This window comes from Aminobacter sp. BA135 (genome assembly GCF_050859125.1).
Taxonomy (GTDB): domain Bacteria; phylum Pseudomonadota; class Alphaproteobacteria; order Rhizobiales; family Rhizobiaceae; genus Aminobacter; species Aminobacter ciceronei.
Genome location: NZ_CP139572.1, coordinates 4,202,853 through 4,224,050, shown reverse-complemented (window position 1 = coordinate 4,224,050; position 21,198 = coordinate 4,202,853). Strand labels below are relative to the sequence as shown.

The 21,198-nt window shown below is 62.9% G+C and carries 19 protein-coding genes and 1 pseudogene; 9 read left to right on the top strand and 11 right to left on the bottom strand.

Features of this window, described 5'->3' with window-relative positions:
• The first annotated feature begins 128 nt into the window (after positions 1-128).
• Positions 129-1,490 carry a hypothetical protein gene (locus tag SLT36_RS20575; RefSeq protein WP_432284183.1) on the top strand — a complete coding sequence of 454 codons (1,362 nt, stop codon included), beginning with the start codon at positions 129-131 and terminating at the stop codon, positions 1,488-1,490.
• 539 nt (positions 1,491-2,029) lie between these two features.
• Positions 2,030-2,344, top strand: a complete 315-nt coding sequence (locus SLT36_RS20570; protein ID WP_432284182.1) for an HNH endonuclease — start codon at positions 2,030-2,032, stop codon at positions 2,342-2,344.
• 123 nt (positions 2,345-2,467) lie between these two features.
• Here the strand turns inward: SLT36_RS20570 and SLT36_RS20565 are convergent, their stop codons facing one another.
• Together SLT36_RS20565 and SLT36_RS20560 are read right to left on the bottom strand one after the other, a co-directional pair.
• Positions 2,468-3,613, bottom strand: coding sequence for an efflux RND transporter periplasmic adaptor subunit (locus tag SLT36_RS20565; protein WP_432284181.1), 1,146 nt, complete (start codon positions 3,611-3,613; stop codon positions 2,468-2,470).
• 14 nt (positions 3,614-3,627) lie between these two features.
• Entirely contained in the window at positions 3,628-6,768 is a 3,141-nt protein-coding gene (locus SLT36_RS20560) for an efflux RND transporter permease subunit (RefSeq protein ID WP_432284180.1), read from the bottom strand.
• Positions 6,769-6,984: 216 nt separating this feature from the next.
• On the opposite strand from SLT36_RS20560, the gene SLT36_RS20555 reads away from it, so the two are divergent.
• The 4 genes and pseudogenes from SLT36_RS20555 to SLT36_RS20540 all read left to right on the top strand — a co-directional run bounded on the left by SLT36_RS20555 (position 6,985) and on the right by SLT36_RS20540 (position 9,497).
• On the top strand, positions 6,985-7,557 hold the full coding sequence (locus tag SLT36_RS20555) for a TetR/AcrR family transcriptional regulator (protein WP_432284179.1): 573 nt from the start codon (positions 6,985-6,987) through the stop codon (positions 7,555-7,557).
• Positions 7,544-7,696, top strand: a pseudogene (locus SLT36_RS20550) (IS3 family transposase); the annotation flags it as partial. The gene SLT36_RS20555 and the pseudogene SLT36_RS20550, both read left to right, overlap by 14 nt.
• Positions 7,697-7,912: 216 nt before the next feature.
• Positions 7,913-9,004 carry an AraC family transcriptional regulator gene (locus SLT36_RS20545; RefSeq protein ID WP_432284178.1) on the top strand — a complete coding sequence of 364 codons (1,092 nt, stop codon included), beginning with the start codon at positions 7,913-7,915 and terminating at the stop codon, positions 9,002-9,004.
• Between the two features lie 232 nt (positions 9,005-9,236).
• A complete protein-coding gene (locus SLT36_RS20540; RefSeq protein ID WP_432284177.1) occupies positions 9,237-9,497 on the top strand; it encodes a hypothetical protein in 261 nt (86 codons plus the stop codon).
• Positions 9,498-9,858: 361 nt separating this feature from the next.
• Here SLT36_RS20540 and SLT36_RS20535 read toward each other — a convergent pair whose 3' ends face one another.
• Together SLT36_RS20535 and SLT36_RS20530 are read right to left on the bottom strand one after the other, a co-directional pair.
• Complete coding sequence (locus tag SLT36_RS20535; protein WP_432284176.1) at positions 9,859-10,620, bottom strand: FadR/GntR family transcriptional regulator; 762 nt, start codon at positions 10,618-10,620, stop codon at positions 9,859-9,861.
• Positions 10,621-10,739: 119 nt separating this feature from the next.
• A complete protein-coding gene (locus SLT36_RS20530) occupies positions 10,740-11,636 on the bottom strand; it encodes an NAD-dependent epimerase/dehydratase family protein (protein ID WP_432284175.1) in 897 nt (298 codons plus the stop codon).
• Between the two features lie 97 nt (positions 11,637-11,733).
• On the opposite strand from SLT36_RS20530, the gene SLT36_RS20525 reads away from it, so the two are divergent.
• Positions 11,734-12,660 (top strand): NAD(P)-dependent oxidoreductase, encoded by a 927-nt coding sequence (locus SLT36_RS20525; RefSeq protein WP_432284174.1) that lies wholly within the window; start codon positions 11,734-11,736, stop codon positions 12,658-12,660.
• Between the two features lie 24 nt (positions 12,661-12,684).
• Here the strand turns inward: SLT36_RS20525 and SLT36_RS20520 are convergent, their stop codons facing one another.
• The 3 genes from SLT36_RS20520 to SLT36_RS20510 all read right to left on the bottom strand — a co-directional run bounded on the left by SLT36_RS20520 (position 12,685) and on the right by SLT36_RS20510 (position 15,624).
• Positions 12,685-13,452 (bottom strand): FadR/GntR family transcriptional regulator, encoded by a 768-nt coding sequence (locus SLT36_RS20520; RefSeq protein ID WP_432284173.1) that lies wholly within the window; start codon positions 13,450-13,452, stop codon positions 12,685-12,687.
• A 157-nt stretch (positions 13,453-13,609) separates the two neighbouring features.
• Complete coding sequence (locus SLT36_RS20515; protein ID WP_432284172.1) at positions 13,610-14,596, bottom strand: substrate-binding domain-containing protein; 987 nt, start codon at positions 14,594-14,596, stop codon at positions 13,610-13,612.
• Positions 14,597-14,643: 47 nt separating this feature from the next.
• Positions 14,644-15,624 carry an NAD-dependent epimerase/dehydratase family protein gene (locus SLT36_RS20510; RefSeq protein WP_432284171.1) on the bottom strand — a complete coding sequence of 327 codons (981 nt, stop codon included), beginning with the start codon at positions 15,622-15,624 and terminating at the stop codon, positions 14,644-14,646.
• 257 nt (positions 15,625-15,881) lie between these two features.
• Here SLT36_RS20510 and SLT36_RS20505 point away from each other — a divergent pair, with 257 nt between their 5' ends.
• The gene (locus SLT36_RS20505) at positions 15,882-16,625 is read left to right on the top strand and encodes an ATP-binding cassette domain-containing protein (protein ID WP_432288416.1); all 744 of its coding nucleotides are present in this window, start codon (positions 15,882-15,884) and stop codon (positions 16,623-16,625) included.
• A gap of 41 nt (positions 16,626-16,666) precedes the next feature.
• The gene (locus SLT36_RS20500) at positions 16,667-17,665 is read left to right on the top strand and encodes an ABC transporter permease (protein WP_432284170.1); all 999 of its coding nucleotides are present in this window, start codon (positions 16,667-16,669) and stop codon (positions 17,663-17,665) included.
• A gap of 109 nt (positions 17,666-17,774) precedes the next feature.
• Here the strand turns inward: SLT36_RS20500 and SLT36_RS20495 are convergent, their stop codons facing one another.
• From SLT36_RS20495 to SLT36_RS20480, 4 genes are all read right to left on the bottom strand, one after another.
• A complete protein-coding gene (locus SLT36_RS20495; protein WP_432284169.1) occupies positions 17,775-18,008 on the bottom strand; it encodes a hypothetical protein in 234 nt (77 codons plus the stop codon).
• Between the two features lie 122 nt (positions 18,009-18,130).
• The gene (locus SLT36_RS20490) at positions 18,131-19,264 is read right to left on the bottom strand and encodes an aminomethyltransferase family protein (RefSeq protein ID WP_432284168.1); all 1,134 of its coding nucleotides are present in this window, start codon (positions 19,262-19,264) and stop codon (positions 18,131-18,133) included.
• A 203-nt stretch (positions 19,265-19,467) separates the two neighbouring features.
• Positions 19,468-20,085 (bottom strand): HupE/UreJ family protein, encoded by a 618-nt coding sequence (locus SLT36_RS20485; RefSeq protein ID WP_432284167.1) that lies wholly within the window; start codon positions 20,083-20,085, stop codon positions 19,468-19,470.
• Positions 20,086-20,135: 50 nt separating this feature from the next.
• Entirely contained in the window at positions 20,136-21,182 is a 1,047-nt protein-coding gene (locus SLT36_RS20480) for an arginase family protein (RefSeq protein WP_192317363.1), read from the bottom strand.
• Between the last annotated feature and the right edge of the window lie 16 nt (positions 21,183-21,198).

Here is a 21,198-nt window from a genome sequence, read left to right as displayed (position 1 = left end):
CTTGGCAGGAGCGTCGGATGGTAGCGTAAGACGGCGGCGACCGGCGTGCCTGTGCTATCCAAGGATTTTGGTGACAAACCCGCCGGCAAGCGATTGGTGCTGATCGTGAGGTGTGAGCTAAGAAGAAAATGTCCTTTACGTTGGCCAACTTTGGATTCGACCTCTCCAATCGCGAGATTGCCACCCTCATCTACTTGGGGCTTTTGCTGGCTGCAGTAATATTTTGGAAGAAAGGACGCCCTCTCGCGCATGATGTGGTGCGTGCCTTCTTTTTTCCGAAGCTCGCACTGATATGGCTGTCCATGTCCCTTTACGTGGCGGCCTGTGTCTGGCTGCTCGCGTGGTTGAGTCTATGGGACTGGCCCAACCTAAAATCGACCCTGCTGTGGTGGCTGACGGTCGGCTTCACCTGCATCTTTGAAGCGCAGCAGCTCAAGGACAAGCCGTATGCACTGCGCAAGCTGGTGCGCGATGCGTTCACTCTATCTGCCATCATTCTGTTCATCGCCGAGTTGGTAAGCTTCCCGCTCTGGGTCGAACTGCTCATGCTTCCGTCGCTGGTGTTTCTAACCCTCTTTATTGCCGTCGGCGAACATCAGGCGGACAAGCCCGGCATGCCCCGAGTGCTGAACCTGTTGCGCGGGTTACAGACGCTCGCGGGACTCATCATCCTCGGCTTCAGCTATTGGCTGGTCGCCGGCCGCGTAACCGATTTTTGGTCACTGGACACCCTTCGCGAGTTCGGATTGCCCTTGTTGCTCTGGCTTATGTTCGTCCCGTTCATTTTCCTACTCGCAGTCTATATGACCTACGAAGAAGCCTTCATCCATTTACAGACGAGGCCAAGGCAGACCTCCATCATCCGCTATGCCCGATGGCGCGCTCTGCTCGCGTTCGGCTGGAATATCGATGGGGTGAAGCGCCTCGCGCGGGATATCCGCGGGCGGGACATCGCCGACAAGCAGGGCATCAAAGAAGCCATCGGGGAGATCAACCGGGCCCTCAAAATCGAAAAGAACCCGCCCGCCGTGGCGCGTGCCGAAGGTTGGTCACCCTACGCGGCGCGGTTATTTCTTGAAGAATATGGCCTGGTCACCGACGACTATCACCGCACGCAATGTGAGTGGTTCGCGCATATCCCGTCGGTGAAGCTGAACGACAAAGTCCTGGCTGATCGGATTTCCTATTACGTCACCGGCCATGAGCGGGCCGCGACGCGGCTGCGACTTGCACTCGATGCCTCGAACCAGAATGACGCCAAGGAAGCGCAGTGCGCCTTCGATGAGCGCGCATTGGCACTGCTCGTCAAGGTATTTGACGTCGAGCGGGCGACGACGATCTACCTCCGCGCCCAAACCTCCGAGCCCGAGGCCTTGGTGATAGATGGCATGCGGGTATCCCTGGACCGGTCAGATTGGGGAGACGTTCGCCTCGGCGGTTATGTCCGGAATCTGACTATTCAGCATCCTATGCACCAAGGAGATAATTGAAGAGTCTATTGCTTGTTTTGTCGAATCCTCAGCCTGACCGCTGGCAGAAACAAGTAGGCTGTAGCATGGAAACGGCGGTGATCGGCGGTTCGCTGCCACTTGGTGATGATGCGACAATCGGCAGTAATATCGTGCCATAGAGGGCAATCGGCGGTGTTTGGCAGACCGGCTGGAATTTGAACACATATGTGTAAGTAATTGGTCTCCAAATAGGCCACGATAGATGTCGGCTTTTGGCGAAGGGCAGCCGCGTCCCCAACGACGCATTTGCGGGCGCGTAGCGGCCACTCCGCCTGATCCGAACTGTCGCCTGCGTCCGAGACCAAGCAACGCTTGACTCTGCCAAGGGCGCTTTGTCGACTTCCCGATCTCTCCTGGCCGTCCTTGAGACAGTGGTGAAACCGGGCTATCATGTTTTCGCACACATCAGGGTCGGGTCAACATGCCCCGTCCGTTGCCCGTTCAATAGCGGCCGAGTGCAGGGGCGCCTATGCAGGTTGCGGCAACTTTCTGGATCATCATCGATCTTGGAAGTTGGCATGCCGAAACTCAGAAAACTGCGCGATGACGCTTACAACCGACAGGACGGTCACTGCTGGTATTGTGGCCGCCTCATGTCACCAGCCGATGGTATTGATTCCAGCAGATGCACGGCTGAACACCTTCTCCCACGGTGCGAAGGCGGCAAAGATACGCCTGCCAATGTCGTGGCTGCATGTTGGTATTGCAACAGTCGGCGGCACCGACGAAAGGTGCCTCTCAGCCCCGAGGCCTATGTCATTCACGTCAGAGCGCTGATTGCGGAAGGACGATGGCACGCACGCTGCTGGATGTCTGACCGTATTCTTCCTTGATGAAAGGATGTCGGCTTCTCAAAGTTCGCTCGGCTAGCTGGATGGCCGGATTGAACGCGCGAAGCCGCCCGTCCGTCCGGTTGCCACATAGTCACGCCCCCCGTCAGCCAAACCGCAGCCCGCTCACCCGCCGCCATCGAGCGGTTGAACCGGTGCCCCTGGAAAAATCTTCTGCAGATTGCCGGAGATGATCTTGTCGCCTTCCTTGACGCCTGACGTCAGCGTCACCAGGTCGCCGTCGGTGGGGCCGAGGGCGACGACGCGCTGTTCGACGAGATTGTCCTTGCCGACGACATAGACATATTTGCCGAACTGGCTGGAGCCGAGGGCCGTCTGCGGCACCATCAGCGCGTTGGGCAGTTCCCTGATGTGCAGGCGAATGCGGACATATTGGCCGGGCAGCAGCGAGAAGTCGCTGTTCTCGATCGTCGCGCGGGCGGCGATGGTGCCGGTGTTGCGCTCCACCGCATTGTCGATGAAGGTCAGTTTGCCCTGACGCGGCTTGGCGTCGCTGCCGGGGATGATGACCTCGGTCTCGACGGTGCCGTCGGCAAAGGCCTTCTGGATCTCGGCCAGTTCGGTCTCGCCAGGGTTGAAGGTGATGTAGACCGGTGAGAGCTGGACCAGATTGTTCAGCGGCGTGCCGGCGGAGCTTGTGACCAGCGTGCCTTCCGGCGCCTGGTTGCGCCCGAGGCGACCGTCGAAGGGGGCGCGAACTTCCGTGTTCTTCAGATTGATCTCGGCGGTGCGCAAGGCCGCGCGCGAGATGGCGAGTGCCGCTTCGGCCTGTCGCACCGCACTCCGGCGCTGGTCGAAGCCGTCCTTGGCGAGATAGCCGTTGTCGGCGAGCTTGTTGCCGCGGGTGAGGCTCGACTTGAGATATTCGAGCGATGCCTGGTCACGTTCGATCTGCGCCTTGGCCTGATCGAGTGCTGCCTGATAGTCCGAGGCCTCGATCCGGTAGAGCAGGTCGCCCGCCTTGACGTCGGCGCCGTCGGATACCGGCTGGTCCTGAAGATAGCCCGACGCCTTGGCGCGCAAAGTGACGTTGCGGATGGCCTCGGTGCGCGCGGCATATTCGAGATAGATCGGGATCGTCTTCTTGACGACGCCGACAACCGGCACCGGCATGGCCTGGGGCGCCTGGGCCGAAGGGGCGGCGCCGGCAGTGGTGCTGCCGACGTTCCAGCCCTGCTGGGCCAGCAAATAGCCGCCCGCCACAGCCAGAGCGAGCAGGCTGCCGTTGAGAGCGAGTTTGAGAGGGCGCATCTGGATACTCCTGATTATTCGGCCGGCTCGACCGCATGGGCGGGCAACGAGCGGCGCGCGAAACGTTCACGCCAGGTTTCGAGGACGACGTAGAAGATCGGGACGAAGGCAAGCGTCAGAACGGTCGCGATCAGCATGCCGCCGAAGACGGTGGTGCCGATCGACTGCCGGCTTGCCGCACCCGCACCTGACGCCAGCATCAGCGGCACGACACCGAGGATGAAGGCGAAGGCCGTCATCAGGATCGGGCGCAGCCTGAGGCGCGCGGCTTCGACGGCGGCTGCGACGATCTCGACCCCTTCTTCGCGCCTTCGCTTGGCAAATTCGACGATCAGGATCGCATTCTTGGCGGCGAGGCCGATCAGCATGACGAAGCCGATCTGCGAATAGACGTCGATCTGCAGGCCGCGGATCCAGATCGCCAGCAGGGCGCCGAGCAAAGCGAGCGGCACGGCGAGCAGCACGACGAAGGGCATCGACCAGCTTTCATACTGCATGGCCAGGACCAGGAAGCAGAAGACGATGGCGAGGCCGAAGACGAGGTTGGCGATCGAGCCGGCGCGGATCTCCTGATAGGTGATGCCGGTCCATTCGAAGGCGAAGTCCCGGGGCAGGGCGGTTGCCGCGACACGCTCCATGGCGGCGACCGCCTGGCTCGAACTGAAGCCTTCGGCGGCAGCACCGTTGACCAGCGCCGAGGGATAATTGTTGTAGTGGGTGACCGTTTCCGGTCCCGAAACCGCCTTCAGCGCGCCCAGCGTGCTGAGCGGCACCATGTCGCCGGAATGGCTGCGGACATAGAGCCGTGAAATGTCGGTGGCTGAGGCGCGCGCCTGCTGTTCGGCCTGAAGCGTGACGCGGAAGGTGCGGCCGAACAGGTTGAAATCGTTGACATAAAGCGAGCCGAGATAGATCTGCAGCGTCGAGAAGATGTCGGGCAGGTCGAGGCCGAGCAGCTTGGCCTTGTTGCGGTCGAGGTCGTAGGAATATTGCGGCGTCGAGGTGCTGAAGGTGGTGAACAGGGTGAACGGGTTCAGCTCCGGCTGCTTGCGGGCCTCGGCAAGCAGTGCCTGCGTCGCCTCGTCGAGGGCGACCGCGCCGCGGCCGGTCAGGTCCTCGACCTGAAACTCGAAGCCGCCGGTCGCACCCAGACCCTGGATGGAGGGCGGGTCGAAGGCGAGCACCAGCGCTTCCGGAATCTGGATCAGCTTGCCCTGGGCGATGTTCTTGAGCTCGGTCGCACTTTCGCCTGGGCCGCGCTCGTCCCAGGGCTTGAGCACGGCGAACTGGACACCCGCATTGGACTGGTTGGCGAAGGTGAGGAAGGAGAAGCCGACGACGGAGCCGACGGATTCGACGCCGGGCAGGGCGCGGAGAATGTCCTCCGACTTCTTGGCGACGGCTGCCGTCCGTTCCACCGAGGCACCATCGGGCAATTGCAGGACGACGAAGAAGTAGCCCTGGTCTTCGACCGGCAGGAAGGTCGAGGGAATGCGCTGCGACAAGGCGTAGGTTGCGGCAAGCGCCAGCCCGAACAGGCCGATGAAGGCCCAGCGCCAGCGCACGAAGCTGCGGATGCTGCCGGCATAGGCGTCGGACAGTGAGCGGAAGCCGGCATTGAACCAGCGGAACAGGATGAATTTCGGCGGGCCGCGATGGCGCAGGAACACGGCACTCAAGGCCGGGCTCAGCGTCAGCGAGTTGAAGGCCGAGATGGCAAAGGAGATCGCCACCGTCAGCGCGAACTGGTTGTAGAGCTGGCCGGCGACGCCGGGAATGAAAGCGACGGGCACGAAGACGGCGAGCAGCACGCCCGTCGTTGCGATGATCGGGCCGGTGACCTCCTTCATCGCGATCTTCGCCGCCTCCAGCGGCGGATGGCCGTCCTCGAGCTGGCGTTCGACGTTCTCGACAACGACGATGGCGTCGTCGACGACAAGGCCGATGGCCAGCACCATGCCGAGCAAAGACAGCATGTTGAGCGAGAAGCCGAGCAGGTACATCACCGTCAGGGTGGCGATCAGCGACACCGGAATGGCGATGATCGGGATGATGGTGGCGCGCCAGCTCTGCAGGAAGATGAAGACGACGAAGACGACGAGCAGCAGCGCTTCAATGAGCGTCTTGATCACGTCGTCCATGGCGGCGGAGACGAAGCGGGTGGTGTCGTAGAACATGTTGTAGGACATGCCCGAGGGGAAGCGGCTCGACAGCTCGTCCATCTTGGCCTTGACGCTGCCCTGCAGGTCGAGCGCGTTGGAGCCCGGGGCCTGGAGCACCGCGAGCACGACGCTGTCCTCGCCGTCGAGGCTGAAGGACGAGGAGTAGGACAGCGCGCCGAGTTCGATGCGCGCCACGTCGCGCAGGTGGATTGCGGCGTGGGTTTCAGGGTCGACACGCAGGATGATCTCGCCGAACTGCTGGGGGTCGCTCAGCCGACCGACGGCGCTGACCTGCATCTCGAAGGGTGTTCCCGACGGCGCCGGCGACTGGCCGATCTTGCCGGCCGCGACCTGGATGTTCTGCTCCTGGATGACGTTCTGGACATCGACGGCGGTGACGCCGAGGCTCGCCATCTTGTCCGGGTCGAGCCAGACGCGCATCGAATAACGACGCTCGCCGAAGAACTGGACGTCGCCGACGCCGGGCAGCCTTTTGATCGGGTCGAGGATCTGCAGATAGGCGTAGTTCGACAGCGTGGTGAAATCGACCGACTTGTCGGGCGAGCTGAGATTGACCAGCACGTTGAAGTTGGGGTTCTGCTTGATGACGGTGACGCCGGTCTGGTTGACCAGCGCCGGCAGGGAAGGGGCCGCCTGCGAGACGCGGTTCTGCACGTCCATGGCGGCGATGTCGACGTCATAACCGACCTGGAACGAGATGGTGATGCGCGCCGAGCCGTCATTGGAGCTCGTCGACGACATGTAGAGCATGCCCGGCACGCCGTTCAGCTGCTGCTCCAGCGGCGTCGTCACCGTGTCGGCCACCACCTGGGCGCTGGCGCCGGGATAGTTGGCGGCAACCACGATCTGCGGCGGGGTGATGTCGGGAAACTGCGAGACGGGCAGAAGGAAGTAGGAGATGGCGCCCGCCAGCACCATGATGATGGCGATCGCCGAAGCGAAGATCGGCCGCAGGATGAAGAAATTGACCATGATGGCTCTCTCCGAGGCGGCTCGTGATGGTCGATGGCTGCCCTGGGAGATGGCAACGAAAAACCGTTGCAGCACACGGAACCGTGCGCTGCTCCTGAACAACCCGATATTGACTTCAGAAGATGGATGTTACTATCTAGTAACAGGATAAATGTTACGGTTCGGTAACATTGTCAAGGGCGTTCCAGCGACAAGATTGGAAGCGAGGAAACGTTGATGACAGCTGCTGTCAGATGTCCACCACGGGAACGGATCATCGACGCTGCGCGCGACCTTTTCAGAAAGCATGGCATCAAGGGCATTGGTGTCGATGCGATCGCCGAGGCCGCCAACAGCAACAAGATGACGCTCTACCGCCACTTCGGCTCGAAGGACGACCTGGTGTTTGTCTGCCTCAAGGAGGCGGCAGCCGAAGCTGACGCCTTCTGGGAGGATATCAAGGCCGCCAATCCCGGTGATGCCAGGGCGCAGCTGAAAGACTGGGTCCGCCGCGCCGGCGAATTCGTCACCGTCGAACATTGCAATTGCGAGCTTCTCGATGCCGCAGCCCAGCTGGTCGAGATCGACCACCCGGCGCGGCAGTTCGTCGAGGACCTTCGTTGCCTGTACCGGGTGCGCCTGGTCGAGCTCTGCGAAGCTGCAGGTGCCGCCGACGCCGAGCTTTTGGTCGATGCGCTGACGCTTCTTGTCGAAGGCGCGCGGACCAACTGGCGCAGCGCCGGGCCTGGAGGTGCGGCAACCCGCTTCGTCAAGGTCGCGGAGATGATCGTCGGCGATTTTCTGGCGTAGCCTGGTGGCAGATCTGGGCCGGATCCAGACAGTCCGATCAAGGCGCCTCGACATCCACGAGAATGTTCTGCGCAAATGGGGGCGCGGGACCGATCTGCAGCATGCGTTTTTCGGTCATGGGCAAATGCAGCCGGAGCAGCAGGCCGGCGGGCCGCCGTCTCGATCGCAACCTGTTCCAATCGAACGGCGCCGTAGGCGTCCCTCATCGCCTTCATCACGGCGGACGAGGATTGCGTGCTTGCCCTCATCAATGGCAAATTAGCTGTCTCTGTTATATGGTTGTCACAATTCGGTTTGCTGACACCGGGATCCTGTCATCAGCAACCGATCCGCGCTCGAACCGATTTCGGTGGCAATGCTGGCTGGGACCGATCCGAACAATCCTGCTTTGCCCCATGGCGAGGAGCCGGAAGGGTTCAGGCTCGCACGCATAGGCGACCTGCAGGATCTGGAAGGCGGCGTGTATTGGCCGCGGCTCCAGCCGCACTTCCGCAAGCCTCATTTCAAGCTGTTGCGCTATAAGATCCAGGAAAGGACCGGGGCCGACCGGACCCCGAAATTCTTTTCTGTCCGGGGCGCGAGCGGGGTCGGCGATTTGGACGTCGCCTATGTTGCGGATCGGCTCGCCGCGACGCTGACTGTCACCGGATCCGGCATACCCGACTACTGCCTCACTGCCGTGAGCAGGGGCGCCTTGACGTTCGGCGGCGCGCCGGGCGCTCGGACAGTGCCTGGAATCGGCCGCAGCGTGGGCCTGGTTTACCGCGGCGAGCCCGGAACGACGCTGTCCGCGACCGGGAGCCACGAGCGACTTTCGGTCTGGATCCCTGCGACGAGCCTGAACCAGCGATTGGCTGCGTTGCTGGGTGGGCCCGTGACCAAGGACATCGCCTTTGAGCCGGTCTTCGACTGGGGTGCTGTGCCGGCACAGCGCTTGAGGCGCCTTATGGAACTGATGGTGGAGGAGCTTCGCGCGCCGACACCCTTTGCGGGCAGCGAACTCGCCAGCCATTCCTTCATCGACCTCATGCTCTACACACTGCTGCGCGCACTCCCTCACAACCATTCGGATCATCTTGCCCGGGCAGGCAGCCCCGCTATCCCGGGAATCATACGGCGGGCGGAGGCCTATATCCACGCCCATGTCGAAGAGCCCATCGCGCTGCACGAGGTGGCGGAGGCGGCGGGATGCAGTGTGCGCAGCCTGCAGCTTGGCTTCCGGCGGTTCCGCGAGACGACGCCGCTGGCAGCGGTCCGCCTCGCCCGCCTCGTCGCGGTGCGCGACACGCTGCGGAGCGGCGACATCGAGGGCACGGTCACCGACCTCGCCCTTCGGTTCGGCTTCACCAATCCCAGCCGTTTCGCGCACGACTACAAGGCGGCATTCGGTGAGGCCCCACGCGACGCCTTGCGTCGCGGTTCAGGACATCGACGACACGGCAGGTGATAAAGGTGCCACGCAGGCCCGTGGGCGGTTCGCTGGTGTCGCGATGTTTGCGCGATCTGTCCTGCTGTTTCGTTTTCCGCATAGAACGCAGCCTTAACTTGGCGTTAACTTAGGCCCGTCGCGCTCAGTCCGGCTCTCTTGCCGTTGAGCAGCGCAGCCGCCCCTGCGGCTGCCAGGCAACCGACACTATGACACGACCCGCAACCACCAGTTCGCTTAGGGAGGGCTGATCATGAAACGCGCGCTATCTGCACTTCTCGCATTGCCTGCACTTCTTGCGTTGCCTGCACTTCTTGCACTGCTTGTACTGTCGCATGCAGCACAGGCGGATACGAAAACAGTTGTGGTCAAGAAGAAACCGGTCATGACAGAGGAAAGCCCGCCGGCTCTCGACAAAAGGCCCACCGGATCGGTCAGGCCCGCATCCGATGCAATCACAGATAAAACCAGCAAAGACCCGTCCTATCCTCCAGCACTGTGGTTCACTTTCTAAGCAGCGCGGCGCGTCCTTTGGCGAGTGCGAACGACGTTTTGACACGTCGAGTTGACTTATGACGGCACGGGTCAGCTTCGCTGATCTGGAGCGATGTGTCGCGCGCGCTGATCGACCGCAGGGCGTTTGGCCTGCTGACCCCCGAGCCGATGGTTGGGGCGGCCGGTGGAGCCAAGCTGCCACGAAGCCTGCAGGCGGTACAGTTTCTGCGCCCGGTCCCGGTGGCGGTGGCAGCGCCGTTCAACGCATGTCCGATCGTCCCGCTGGCTGTACCGGAGAGCCGCCGCCCGTCCAAGCCGTGGCAACACCCGGCCACGCGCTGTCGCTCCTGCGCGCGCCGCGGCGTGACTGACTGCAGCCCCTATCTTGATCTTCGAGCGATGATCTCATCGGTATTCGCCAGAAGCTTGCGGACCGCATTGCGCGCGGCATTCGGCTTCTGCAGCCGAATGCACTTCTCGATGTTCTCGTGAAGTTTCTGCGCGCGAAGCAGGCTGCTGTCTTCGCGGGTCACGTGGACGAACAGGTGGTTCAGGGCCGATTCGATCAGGACACCGAGCGGCACCAGAAGGTCGTTGCCCGAGGCGCGCAGGATTGCCACGTGAAAGCGTGTGTCGGCCTGTGTCCGGTGCTGCAGCGACGCGGCATTGCCCATGTCGTGAAGGGCCTGGCTTATTTCAGCCATCTGCGCTTCGGTCCGGCGCTCGGCGGCCAGTGCCGTCGCTTCCGGCTCGATGATGTGGCGGAACTCCTGTACCGTCCTTAAGAAGCCCTCGCGGTCGGGCGAGGCGGCGTACCAACTCAGGACGTCACGGTCGAGCAGGTTCCAATGCTCCTTGGGCTCCACCCAGCTGCCGATCTTGGGGCGGGAGGCCAGCAGGCTCTTGGCCATCAGCATCTTGATGGCCTCGCGCACCGCGGAACGACTGACATCGAAGATTTCGGTCCACTTGGCCTCGTTGGGCAGGATCGTTCCAGGCGGATAGTCGCCGCGCACGATCCTGAGGCCGATCTCGCTGGCAAGGGACGTGTGGACGCTTGCGCCCGAAATACGCGTGGCGTCGGTTCGGCGGCTCGCCAGCGGCTTGTCGGCGATGAGTGCGTCTGTCGGCTTCGAGGCCATTGGTCTTCCTGTTGTCGTCTTCCTGCTGTCGTTTGGCCGATGCTTGAATTTCGGGCCGCCTTCGCAACAGAGTGGTGCGCCATGGCAAGTGTCAAGCGTCGCTTCCCGGCGCCGGCCAATCAGTTTTGCGAGACGTATTTTCGCCAGCTGTGCTGGCTGCGGAAACCCAGGACCTCCTTGGCCTTGCGATTGGACAAAAGCGTTTCGAACTGGCCGAGTTCATGCTTCAGCGGCACGCCGGGATAGAACCGCTCGAGCAGCTCTTGTGTCGGCAGGTCGGACGAGGTGTCGTCATTGGCCGCGTTGAAGACCTGATAGCCCAGGCCGTCGGTCTTGACCGCGAGGTCGGTGATCTGGCCGAGGTCGCGCGCGTCGATGTAGCTCCAGGCGATGCGCTTGCGGAAACCCGGATCGGCAAACCATTTCGGAAACAGCTCGTATTCGTGCGGCTCGATGACGTTGCCGATCCGCAAGGCATAGATGTCGAAGCCGCTGCGCAGCGCAAAGGCCCGTGCCGTCTTTTCATTGACGACCTTGGAGAGGGCATAACTGTCCATCGGATCGACGTCATAGTCCTCATCGAGCGGAAAATAGTGCGGGTTTCGCGGCTCATTGGCGAAGACAAGACCATAGGTCGTCTCGCTCGAGGCGATGATGATCTTGCGGATGCCGAGTTTCACCGCCGCCTCGATGACGTTGTAGGTGCCGAGCGCGTTGACGCGGAACAGCTCGTTGTCAGGTGTGAGCATGATCCGGGGGATGGCGGCGAAATGCACGACGGCGTCGACCGGCTGCGGCCGCAGCGACGGGTCGAACTCGTGCAGCCCCATATAGCTGGTCAGCGCGTTGAAGAGCTGGCCGCTGTCGGTGATGTCGGTGATCAGCGTCCGGACCTTTGGATTGTCGAGCGGCCTGGTGTCGAGATTGAGAACCTGGTGCCCCTGGTCGACAAGGTACTGCACGACATGCCGGCCGGCCTTGCCGCTGCCGCCGGTGAACATGATCCGTTTCGACATTTTGTCCTCCACATTCTGCCAGATCGGTGGATATTGTCAGACAATATCATCGGTGACGACGGCGCTGAATTCAACCTGCGAACAGAGGGCACGGAAGATGGCAACGAGTACGAAAGCAGCCGAGCAGATCGGTTTCATCGGCCTTGGCCTGATGGGGCATGGCATTGCCAGGAACATCGTCGACAAGGGCTATCCGCTGACCTTTCTCGGCCGCAGGAACCGCGGCCCGGCGGAAGACATGATCGCCCGCGGCGCCGTCGAGGTCCCCACTGCGGCCGAGGTGGCCGCCCGCTCGAGCGTCATTTTTGTCTGCGTCACCGGTTCGCGGCAGGTCGAAGACGTCGTCCGCGGCGCAGGCGGGCTGAAGCAGGCGCTGAAGCCGGGCTCGGTGGTTGTCGATTGTTCGACGTCCGACCCGGTGTCGACGATGGCGCTGGCGGCCGAGCTTGCCGCTGTCGACGTCACATTGGTCGACGCGCCGTTGAGCCGCACCCCGAAGGAGGCGTGGGAGGGCACCCTGGACACGATGGTCGGCGCTTCCGACGTGATGTTTGCGCGGCTGAAACCGGTGTTCGACACCTGGGCCGGGCGTGTCGTCCATGTCGGCCAGACCGGCGACGGCCACCGGATGAAGCTGTTGAACAATTTCCTGTCGCTCGGCTATGCAGCACTTTATTCCGAAGCCCTGGCCCTGGCCGGCAAGGTTGGCATCTCGCCCGCCCGCTTCGACAGCGTCATCCGCAACGGCCGCATGGACTGCGGTTTCTATCAGACCTTCATGCGCTGGACCCTTGAAGGGGATCGCGACGCCCACAAATTTTCGCTGGCCAATGCGGTCAAGGACCTGACCTATCTCGAATCGATGGCCGATTCCGTCGGCATGGTGAACCCGCTGGGAAATGCCGCCAAGAACGCGTTTGCGGGTGCCGTCGCCGCCGGTGGAGGCGAACGCTACGTGCCGATGCTGGCGACACATATCGGGCAAATCAACGGCGTCGACCTGGCGCCGCCGGAAAAGAGCTGAGTGAGCCCGGCGTGGGACGGGCGTCTACCGTCCGGAGCGGGCGATCACGTCGTCGGTGTCGGCCAGCAGCCTGTGCACCGCGTTGCGCGCCGCCCTGGGGCGCCGCAGCCGGATGTTCGTCTCGATCGCCTCATGCAGGCTCTGGGCGCGGTCATCCCTGATCTCCTGCGTCACGAAGGTGAAGAGGTGACTGAGCGCGGATTCGATCAGCACGCCCAGCGGCACCAGAAGGTCGTTGCCGGATGCACGCAGTATGGCAAGGTGGAAGCGCGTGTCTGCCTGGGTGCGTTCCTGCAATGATGTCGCCTGGCCCATGTCGCGACAGCTCTGGCTGATCTCGCCCATCTGCGCTTCGCTGTGGCGTTCCGCGGCAAAGGCGGCGGCTTCCGGCTCGATGATGTGGCGGAACTCCTGCACTGTGCGCAGAAAAGCTTCGCGATCAGGCGAGGCCGCATACCAGCTCAGCACATCACGATCGAGCAGGTTCCAGCGATCCTTCGGTTCGACCCAGCTGCCGACCTTGGGGCGCGATGCCAAAAGGCTCTTTGCCATCAGCATCTTGATCGCCTCGCGCACGGCCGAGCGGCTGACATCGAAGGTTTCGGACCACTTCGCCTCGTTCGGCAGGATGGTGCCCGGCGGATAGTCGCCGCGCACGATCCTGAGGCCGATCTCGCTGGCGAGCCAGGCGTGTACGCTCGATCCGCTCATGCGCGCGGCATTGGGGCGACGCATTGCCGGCGGGCGGTCGGCGACCGTTTCCTCAGGCCTTTTGGACGTTCCGTCTGCCATCGACCGCGTTGATCTCTGCTGGATCAATTCCGTTCTGATTGGTGCAGCAAAAGCCGGCTCGTGCGGCGGAACCGTCCGCGCTCGACATCAACCGCGCAGGCTTGTCGGAGCGCCGGCGAGCCGGACGCTCCGAACTGCACCTACTTCTGGCCTGCACCTATTTCTGGATACAGGTATCGACCGTGTCCTTGGTGCATTCGTCGAGGCCGGTGAAGACCGGATCATCGACCTTCTTGCCTTCGATCAGGTCGATCATGACAGTCGGTGCCTTGTAGCCCATTTCGAACGGACGCTGGCCGACCAGCGCAGTGACAAGGCCCTCCCTGGCAATCGCCACTTCGTCGCCGATCGTGTCGGCAGCGCCGATGACGAACTCGTTCTTGGCGATCTTGTCGGCCATCGGCTTGAACAGGTCGCGATAGGGCTGCGGGGCACCGAACAAAGGCCAGCCGCCCATGATGCCGAAGGCATCGAGATCGGGATTGGCCGCCAGGATGTCGGTCATCGCCTGGACGCCCTTGGCGCCATCGTCATTGGTGAACACAGGGCAGCCGGCAACCTCGGTCCAGCCGCCGTCACCCTTGAGTTCAGTCAGGCCCTTCTGGCCGGTCAGCGTGTCGCGCATGCCCTGGGCGCGGCGCAGGATGTTGTCGGCGCCCGGATTGCCCTCGATGGTGCAGATCTTGCCGCCACTCGGCTTGGCTTTCTTGATGTATTCGCCGATGCGCGCGCCCATCAGGTAGTTGTCGGTGCCGAGATAGGTCTTGCGCAGCGCGGCGTCCTCGGCGGCGAGATCCGCGTCCAGCGTCATGACTGGAACAGTCGGGTTGGCGGTCTTGATGGTCTGGGCGATCAGCTTGGCGTTCGAAGGCGAAATGGCGATCGCAACCGTGTCGGCCTTGCCCAGCATGTCCTGGACGATCTGCGCTTCGCCAGCCTCGTCCGACGTCGATGCCGGCCCGGTGTAGAAGCATTCATATTCCGAGCTGGCGTTTTCCTTGTTCCACTTCTGGCAACCCTGGTTGATGGCTTCGAAGAACGGGTTGTCGAGGCCTTTGACGACGATGACGAGTTGCTTCTTGGCGAACGCGTTTCCAGCGCTGAGTGCCAGGACAGCGGTAGCGAGCAATAATGCCTTCCTCATTGTTTCCTCCCATTTGAACAAACGGGCACGGCGTGCCCGCGACGAAATCAACCCGGATACCAGACGGTGCGAGGATCGTTCTCCGAACGCTCGTAGCGCCAGGCCGAGTCGATGAGCATTTCGAGGTCGTACTGGGGTTGCCAGCCAAGCAGGTGCCTGGCCTTGGCATTGTCCATCCAGTTCGAGTGGTACTGGCTCGTTATGTCGACCGAGGCGAGGTGACGGGTGCGGGCGAGGTGGCGGGCGACCTCGCCATAATCGACCGGACGATCCATGCAGACGTTGAAGAGTTGCTGCCTGGCGCGCGGATTGTCGATCGCCGCAAGGATCGCCGCCACCAGATCGTCGACATGGACGAAGTTGCGCTTCAGCGGCTGGCCGTCGGCATCACGCAACAGCGGCACGGTGCCTGCCCTGGCATGACGCCTGGCGTCTGCCTCAGGCACCAGTGTCTTCCAGTCCGGGCCGCCAAAGACGTCGTCACCGAAAGACAGCGTGTATCTGAAATCATCCTTCTCCATGATCCACGGCGCGCGCAGGCAGCACCAGTCGAGGCCATATTGGATGCCGAACTGCTCCAGCATGACTTCTTCGAGAACCTTCGACAGCGCATAGCTGCCGGGATAGGCCTGATGGCGTGCCGCCTCGGTGAGGGGTGCTTCGTTGCGGTAGTAGAAATGACCGATCGCCGCGTCGCCGCCTATGAGGATGAATTGTCGGGCGGTTGGACTGAGCCGAAACGCCTCGAGCAGCCAGAACAGGCCCTTGACGGCGACGTCCATCACGTCAGCTGGCGTTTCCTTGCAGGTGGCGAGGTGCACGACGTGGGTGACGCCGACGAGCGCGTTGGCAACGACGTCGCGATCGGCGATCGAGCCGCGGGCGATCTCGATGCGGTAGCCTTCATCGAAGGAGCGGTTGTGACAAAGCGCGCGGATGCGGGTCTCGGAAAATCGCGGATCGTCAAGCAGCCCAGCGATGAAGTGCCGACCGACCTTGCCCGTTGCACCGGTAACAAGGATCAGCATGCTCTTCCTCCGACGCCCAGCTAATATCCTGGCGCCGTCGTCGTCAATGCTATTTGTCCGACAAAACAGATTTTTGAGACATTTGTGCCGCCTCTGCCCGACAATTGATTGACGCTGTCGTGACGTTTTGCATAAATGCGGGTCTTCGCGTTTCCCGGGAGGAGATCGGGGAACGTGAATGCGCAGTGCCCGAGCGTGACGCGTGCGAGACGCGTGCGGGACGGCTGCGAGGCTTGCATGTTTCGGGAGGCTAGAGGCTGGTGGCAGTTCTCGAACTCGCCAACATTTCCAAGCATTTCGGCGCCATCCAGGCGGTCAGCGACGTGTCGTTCTCGCTCGAGGCGGGACAGGTCGTCGGCCTGATGGGCGACAACGGCGCCGGCAAGTCGACCCTGGTCAAGATGATCGCCGGCAACTTTCGGCCGAGCCACGGCACGATGCGGCTGGAGGGGGCCGAGCTGGTCATGCATCGCCCGGTGGAAGCACGGCAGCATGGCATCGAGATCGTCCACCAGGACCTCGCGCTGTGCAACAATCTGACGGCGGCGGCGAACGTCTTCCTTGGCCGCGAGCTGCGCCGAGGTTTTGGACCGCTGCGCGTCCTCGACTACAAGGCGATGTACAAGCGGGCCGGCGAGATCTTCAGGGACCTGAAGTCCGAGACGCGGCCGCGCGACCTCGTCCGGCAGATGTCGGGTGGGCAGCGGCAGGCGGTGGCCATTGCCCGCACCATGCTTTCCGAGGCCAAGATCGTGTTGATGGACGAGCCGACGGCGGCGATCTCGGTCCGTCAGGTGGCGGAAGTCCTCAACCTGATCCGCCAGCTGCGCGATCGCGGCATTGCGGTCGTGCTGATCAGCCACCGCATGCCTGATGTCTTTACGGTGGCTGACAGGGTCATCGTCATGCGGCGTGGCCGGAAGGTTGCCGACAAGCCGATTGCCTTGAGTTCGCCGGAGGAAGTGACGGGCCTTATTACCGGTGCCATCGAACAGGTATGATCAACCCTGCCGGTCGCGCAGTGACGAAACGAAGGTCGATGATGGCTGTTACCCTTGACCAGACCATTTCACAGAAACAGCAGAGCTGGATGGCGAAGGTTCTCGGCAGCCAGACCTTCTGGGTGCTCATTGCCGTCATTCTGGCCTGCATCTTCCTGTCCTTTGCCACCGATTCATTCGCGACGACGAAAAACCTCTACAACATCACCCGCAACGTCACCTTCGTCGCGATCATCGCCCTCGGCATGACGCTGGTCATCATCACCGGCGGCATCGATCTGTCGGTCGGTTCGGTGCTGTGCCTGTGCAGCATGGTGCTGGCGGTGGTCATGCATGCCGGATACGGCATCGAGGTCGGCATTGCGGCGGCCATCGGCACCGCGCTGGTGATCGGCGCCTTCAACGGCTTTTTGATCGCCTATCTCGACTTTCCGCCATTCGTGGTCACGCTCGGCATGCTGTCGATCGCACGCAGCCTGGCCATGGTCGCATCCAACAACACCGTCGTCTTCCAGTTTGGCCCCGACCACGACAAGCTGCTGGCGCTGGGCGGCGGCGCGTGGTTCTTCGGCATCGCCAATCCGGTGCTGTACATGATCGTTCTGGCGCTGCTCACCGGTTTTGTGCTGCGCTGGACGCGATTTGGCCGCTACGTCTTTGCCATCGGCGGCAACGAGCACGCAGCGACGCTGACGGGCGTTCCGGTCCGCAAGATCAAGGTCGCCGTCTACATGATCTCGGCACTGTCGGCCGGCATCGCCGGCATCATCCAGACCGGCTGGCTCGGCGCCGTCACCACCAATATCGGCGCAGGCATGGAACTCCAGGTGATCGCGGCCGCCGTCATCGGCGGCGCCAACCTGGCCGGCGGGGTCGGCACTGCCTTCGGCGCGATCATCGGTGCGGCGCTGATCGAGGTGATCCGCAACAGCCTTGGCCTGCTGGGCATCAACGCCTTCTGGCAAGGCACATTCATCGGCAGCGCCATCGTGCTTGCCGTGCTGTTCGACAGGATCCGCAATTTCCGACTGAGCGAATAGTGGTTCTGCGGGGCGTTGATCCTCGAGAGCCGAACCGAACAATTCCGTCCCGTTGCCTGTGTGAGCAATCGGCTTGAAGCGAGCGGAAAGCCGACCGACGCAGCCGCCGTCAATCTCCAGCCGGCAGTCCGCCCGCCTTGTCGCCGAGGTCGAACATCCACAGGCCGCCATCGTCGAGGCGGATTGCAATGACGGTCGACCGGGATCGACTCCAGCCGCAAGCCGGTTTTGTCGGCGAGGTCGTCATAGCCGACGCTCGGGCAGCGTCGAGGCGGGGCAGGGCGAAGGCGACCACGGCCGCCCGCGCGCCGCTGGGCGGCCAGCGCGAGCGTGACGCTGCCACTTCGCGCTCCGGCCTGATGTGCGGGAGCGCGAAAGGCAGGCGGTCGGGGATGCAGTTCGCGCAGCCTTTCTTCGAAGGCGACGATGAAATGCAGCGCGGGTCTGGCTCCCTTCAGCCCGTCTTCAGCCCTTTGCCGTGCGCTTCTTCTTTTCCGGATCGTCGAAGGTCAGCGTGTGCGCAATCGCGCTGGCCCGGAGGGACTTGCCGCGGACTTCCAGCGGAACACCCTGCCTGGCGTAAGGCACGTCGAGACGGGCAATGGCCATCGAACGCCTGGTCAGCTTCGAATAGGACGGACAGGTAATGACGCCGACCTTCTTGCCGTCGGCCCAGACCTCGTCGCCGAGATCGGCCATCTGGTCACCTTCGATCAGCATGCCGAAGATCTTGAATCGCTCCTGTCCCTTCTGGCGGTAGTGCTCCTCAGCGCCCCTGAAGCCGGTCTTGCCAGGCGACACGGTGAAATCGAGGCCGAGCTCCCACAGGCTGTCGCCGACGGGCTGGCCCGGGATCGGGTACATCTGGGAATTGTCGTAGGGATAGAACAAAAGGTAGCTCTCGACACGCAGCAGGTCGAGCGTGCTGAAGCAGCACGGGATGATGCCCATCTCCTTGCCCTCGGACAGGATCGTATCCCAGACAAGCCGCGCGTCCTGGCCGCGCACGAAGATCTCGTAGCCGCGTTCGCCGGTGTAGCCGGTGCGCGAAATCGTCACCGGGGCGCCGAACAGTGTGGTGTGGATGTGGTGGAAATAGTTGAGGTCGCGGATGCCGGGCACATGCCTGGCCAGGAAGTCGACCGCAACAGGCCCTTGCAGCGACAGGTCGTGCAGGTCGTCGTCGAACAGCACGGCGCAGTTGCGCCCGGCAGCCTGCTTGACGATCTCCTCATGCGCGGTGCCTGTGCCGGAGACCAGCATCCAGGAATTGGGACCGTTGCGGTAGAGCACGCAATCATCGGTCAGGTGGCCGCGCTCGTTGAGCAGGGCGGCGTAGACCGAGCGGCCCGGCTGGATCTTGGCGACGCTGCGGGTGGTGATGTAGTCGAGGATCGCAATCGCATGCGGCCCGATCAGATGCGTCTTGCGCAACCCCGACACGTCCATCAGCCCGGCTTTGGTGCGGATGGCGACGTGCTGGTCGTAGGGGTCGGCGTCATAGGTCCAGGCAGTGCCCATCCCGCTCCAGTCCTCGAGATTGGAACCAAGGGCGCGGTGGCGGTCGCCGAGGGCGGTGAAGCGCCAGCTCAAAGTCATTGTTTTCCTCCAGTCATGTCTTGGCAAAAAAGGGGTCGTGCCGGCGCGGCAGAGGCACGCCAGTTCAGGTCTTTCGCTCCCGTCCAAGGGACAGGGGCTCGCGGATGTCAGGGAAATGACCCGGTTTGCGCCCGGGCCTTTGAGGCTCTCGTCCGGCGCCCGGACGAGGCGGAGGGCGGCAGGCCCTCCGCCGGATGGCATGCTCAGCCGGCGAGGCTCGAGGCCAGCGCGACGCCTGCCACGGCGATGCCGCCGCCGCCCAGCCTCAGCGCCGTGCGCCAGGACAGGCGGGCGACCAGGGTTGCGAGCGAAAAGCCCATTGCGTGCAGGACCATTGTCGAGGCGACAAAGCCGAGCCCGTAGAGCAAGGCATTGCTGGCGATCGGCAGTTCCTGGCCATGGGCAAAACCATGCAGGCCGCCGAATGCAGCCGTCAGCGCAAAGGCCGCGCCGAACGGCACCCGGCTGCCCAGCGCCACGATCGCGCCCAAAAGTACCACCGATCCGGCAATGCCCAGCTCGACGAAGGGCAGCGAAAAGCCGGTCATGCCAAAGACAGCACCCGCGATCATGCCGATGACGAAACCGAGCGGCAGCCAGCGGAAAGCCGGATCGCTGTCGGCATTCTGCCCGGCCCAGATGCCCACCCCGGCCATGGCCAGAATATGATCAAGCCCGGAGAAAGGGTGCGAGAGGCCTGCCCCGAGGCCGCCGGCGTCGGGCAGGACATGTGCGTAGCTCGGCATCGTCGACGCGGCATAGGCAACAGCAACCGCTGCAGCCAGCCGCGTCATCTTTGTTGTGTTCGTTGTCGTGTTCACCATCGACTCCCTTGACCGGCGTCCGCCGGCCTTCTTCAGGTGGATATCCATTACTCGGCGGCAACCAGGTCGGTGCGGCGCAGCTTGGCGTCGATCACGTCGCCATTTTCTGCCGCCAACGACGCCATCAACCGCATGATCACGCAGGCTGCGAGCCGCGCCGCCGTGCCGCTGATGTCGAAGATCGGGCAGAGCTCGGTGAGGTCGATGACGCTGACGCTGCCGCGCTTGGCGATCATGTCGGCGATGCGCATCATCTCACGCGACTCGATGCCGCCCGGTTCCGTCGAGGTGACGCCAGGTGCTGCCGACGAATCCATGACGTTGAAATTGAAGCTGAGATACTGCGCGTCGGTATCGCCCCAGACGCGCTCGATCGAGCGCTCGACCAGCGGGTAGATGCCGCCGTCGAACAGGTCGAACATCGAGTCGTACTGAAGGCCTCTTTCCTTCGAAAGGTCGATATGGTCCTTCGGGTTCATGGCGTTGCGGGCGCCCAGATGCGCGACATTCCTGATGTCGAGATTGGGCAGTTCGGTGATGCGGGCCATGGCGCAAGGGGCGAGATTGCGCTCGCCGGCCCAGCTGTCGGCCATGTCGAGCTGGGCGCTGAAATGCATGTAGCCCATCTTCTTGTCCGCCCCGATATGGTCGGAAAGCGCGCGCGCCGCGGCGATCGAGATCGAGCGGTCGCCACCGCAGATGATCGGTGTGAGCCCTGATTTCAGCACTTCGCGGACGGCGCGGTAGATGCGCTCATGCGCCACCTCCGGGCTCACCTTCGGCATCGAGACGTCGCCGCAGTCGACGGCCTTGCCATGGAGGTCGACATTGTATTCGAACCAGTAGGAGAAATACTCCTGCGAGACGAGGCGGAACTCGCGCGGACCATCCTCCGATCCCGGCTTGCCGATGTTGCCCTCGTCGAACGGCACGCCGACGAAGGCGTATTTCGCGCCGCAGGCCTTCAGCGCTTCGGCATTCAGCGGCACGTGAGCCGAACGCAGGAACGTGATCAGGCCGGGCGCCCGGTAGTTGTCGCCGGCATCGCCGCCAAGCGGCGAGAACAGATGGGCGTAGGATTTTGCTGGGTTCATGACGTGGTCTCCTCCC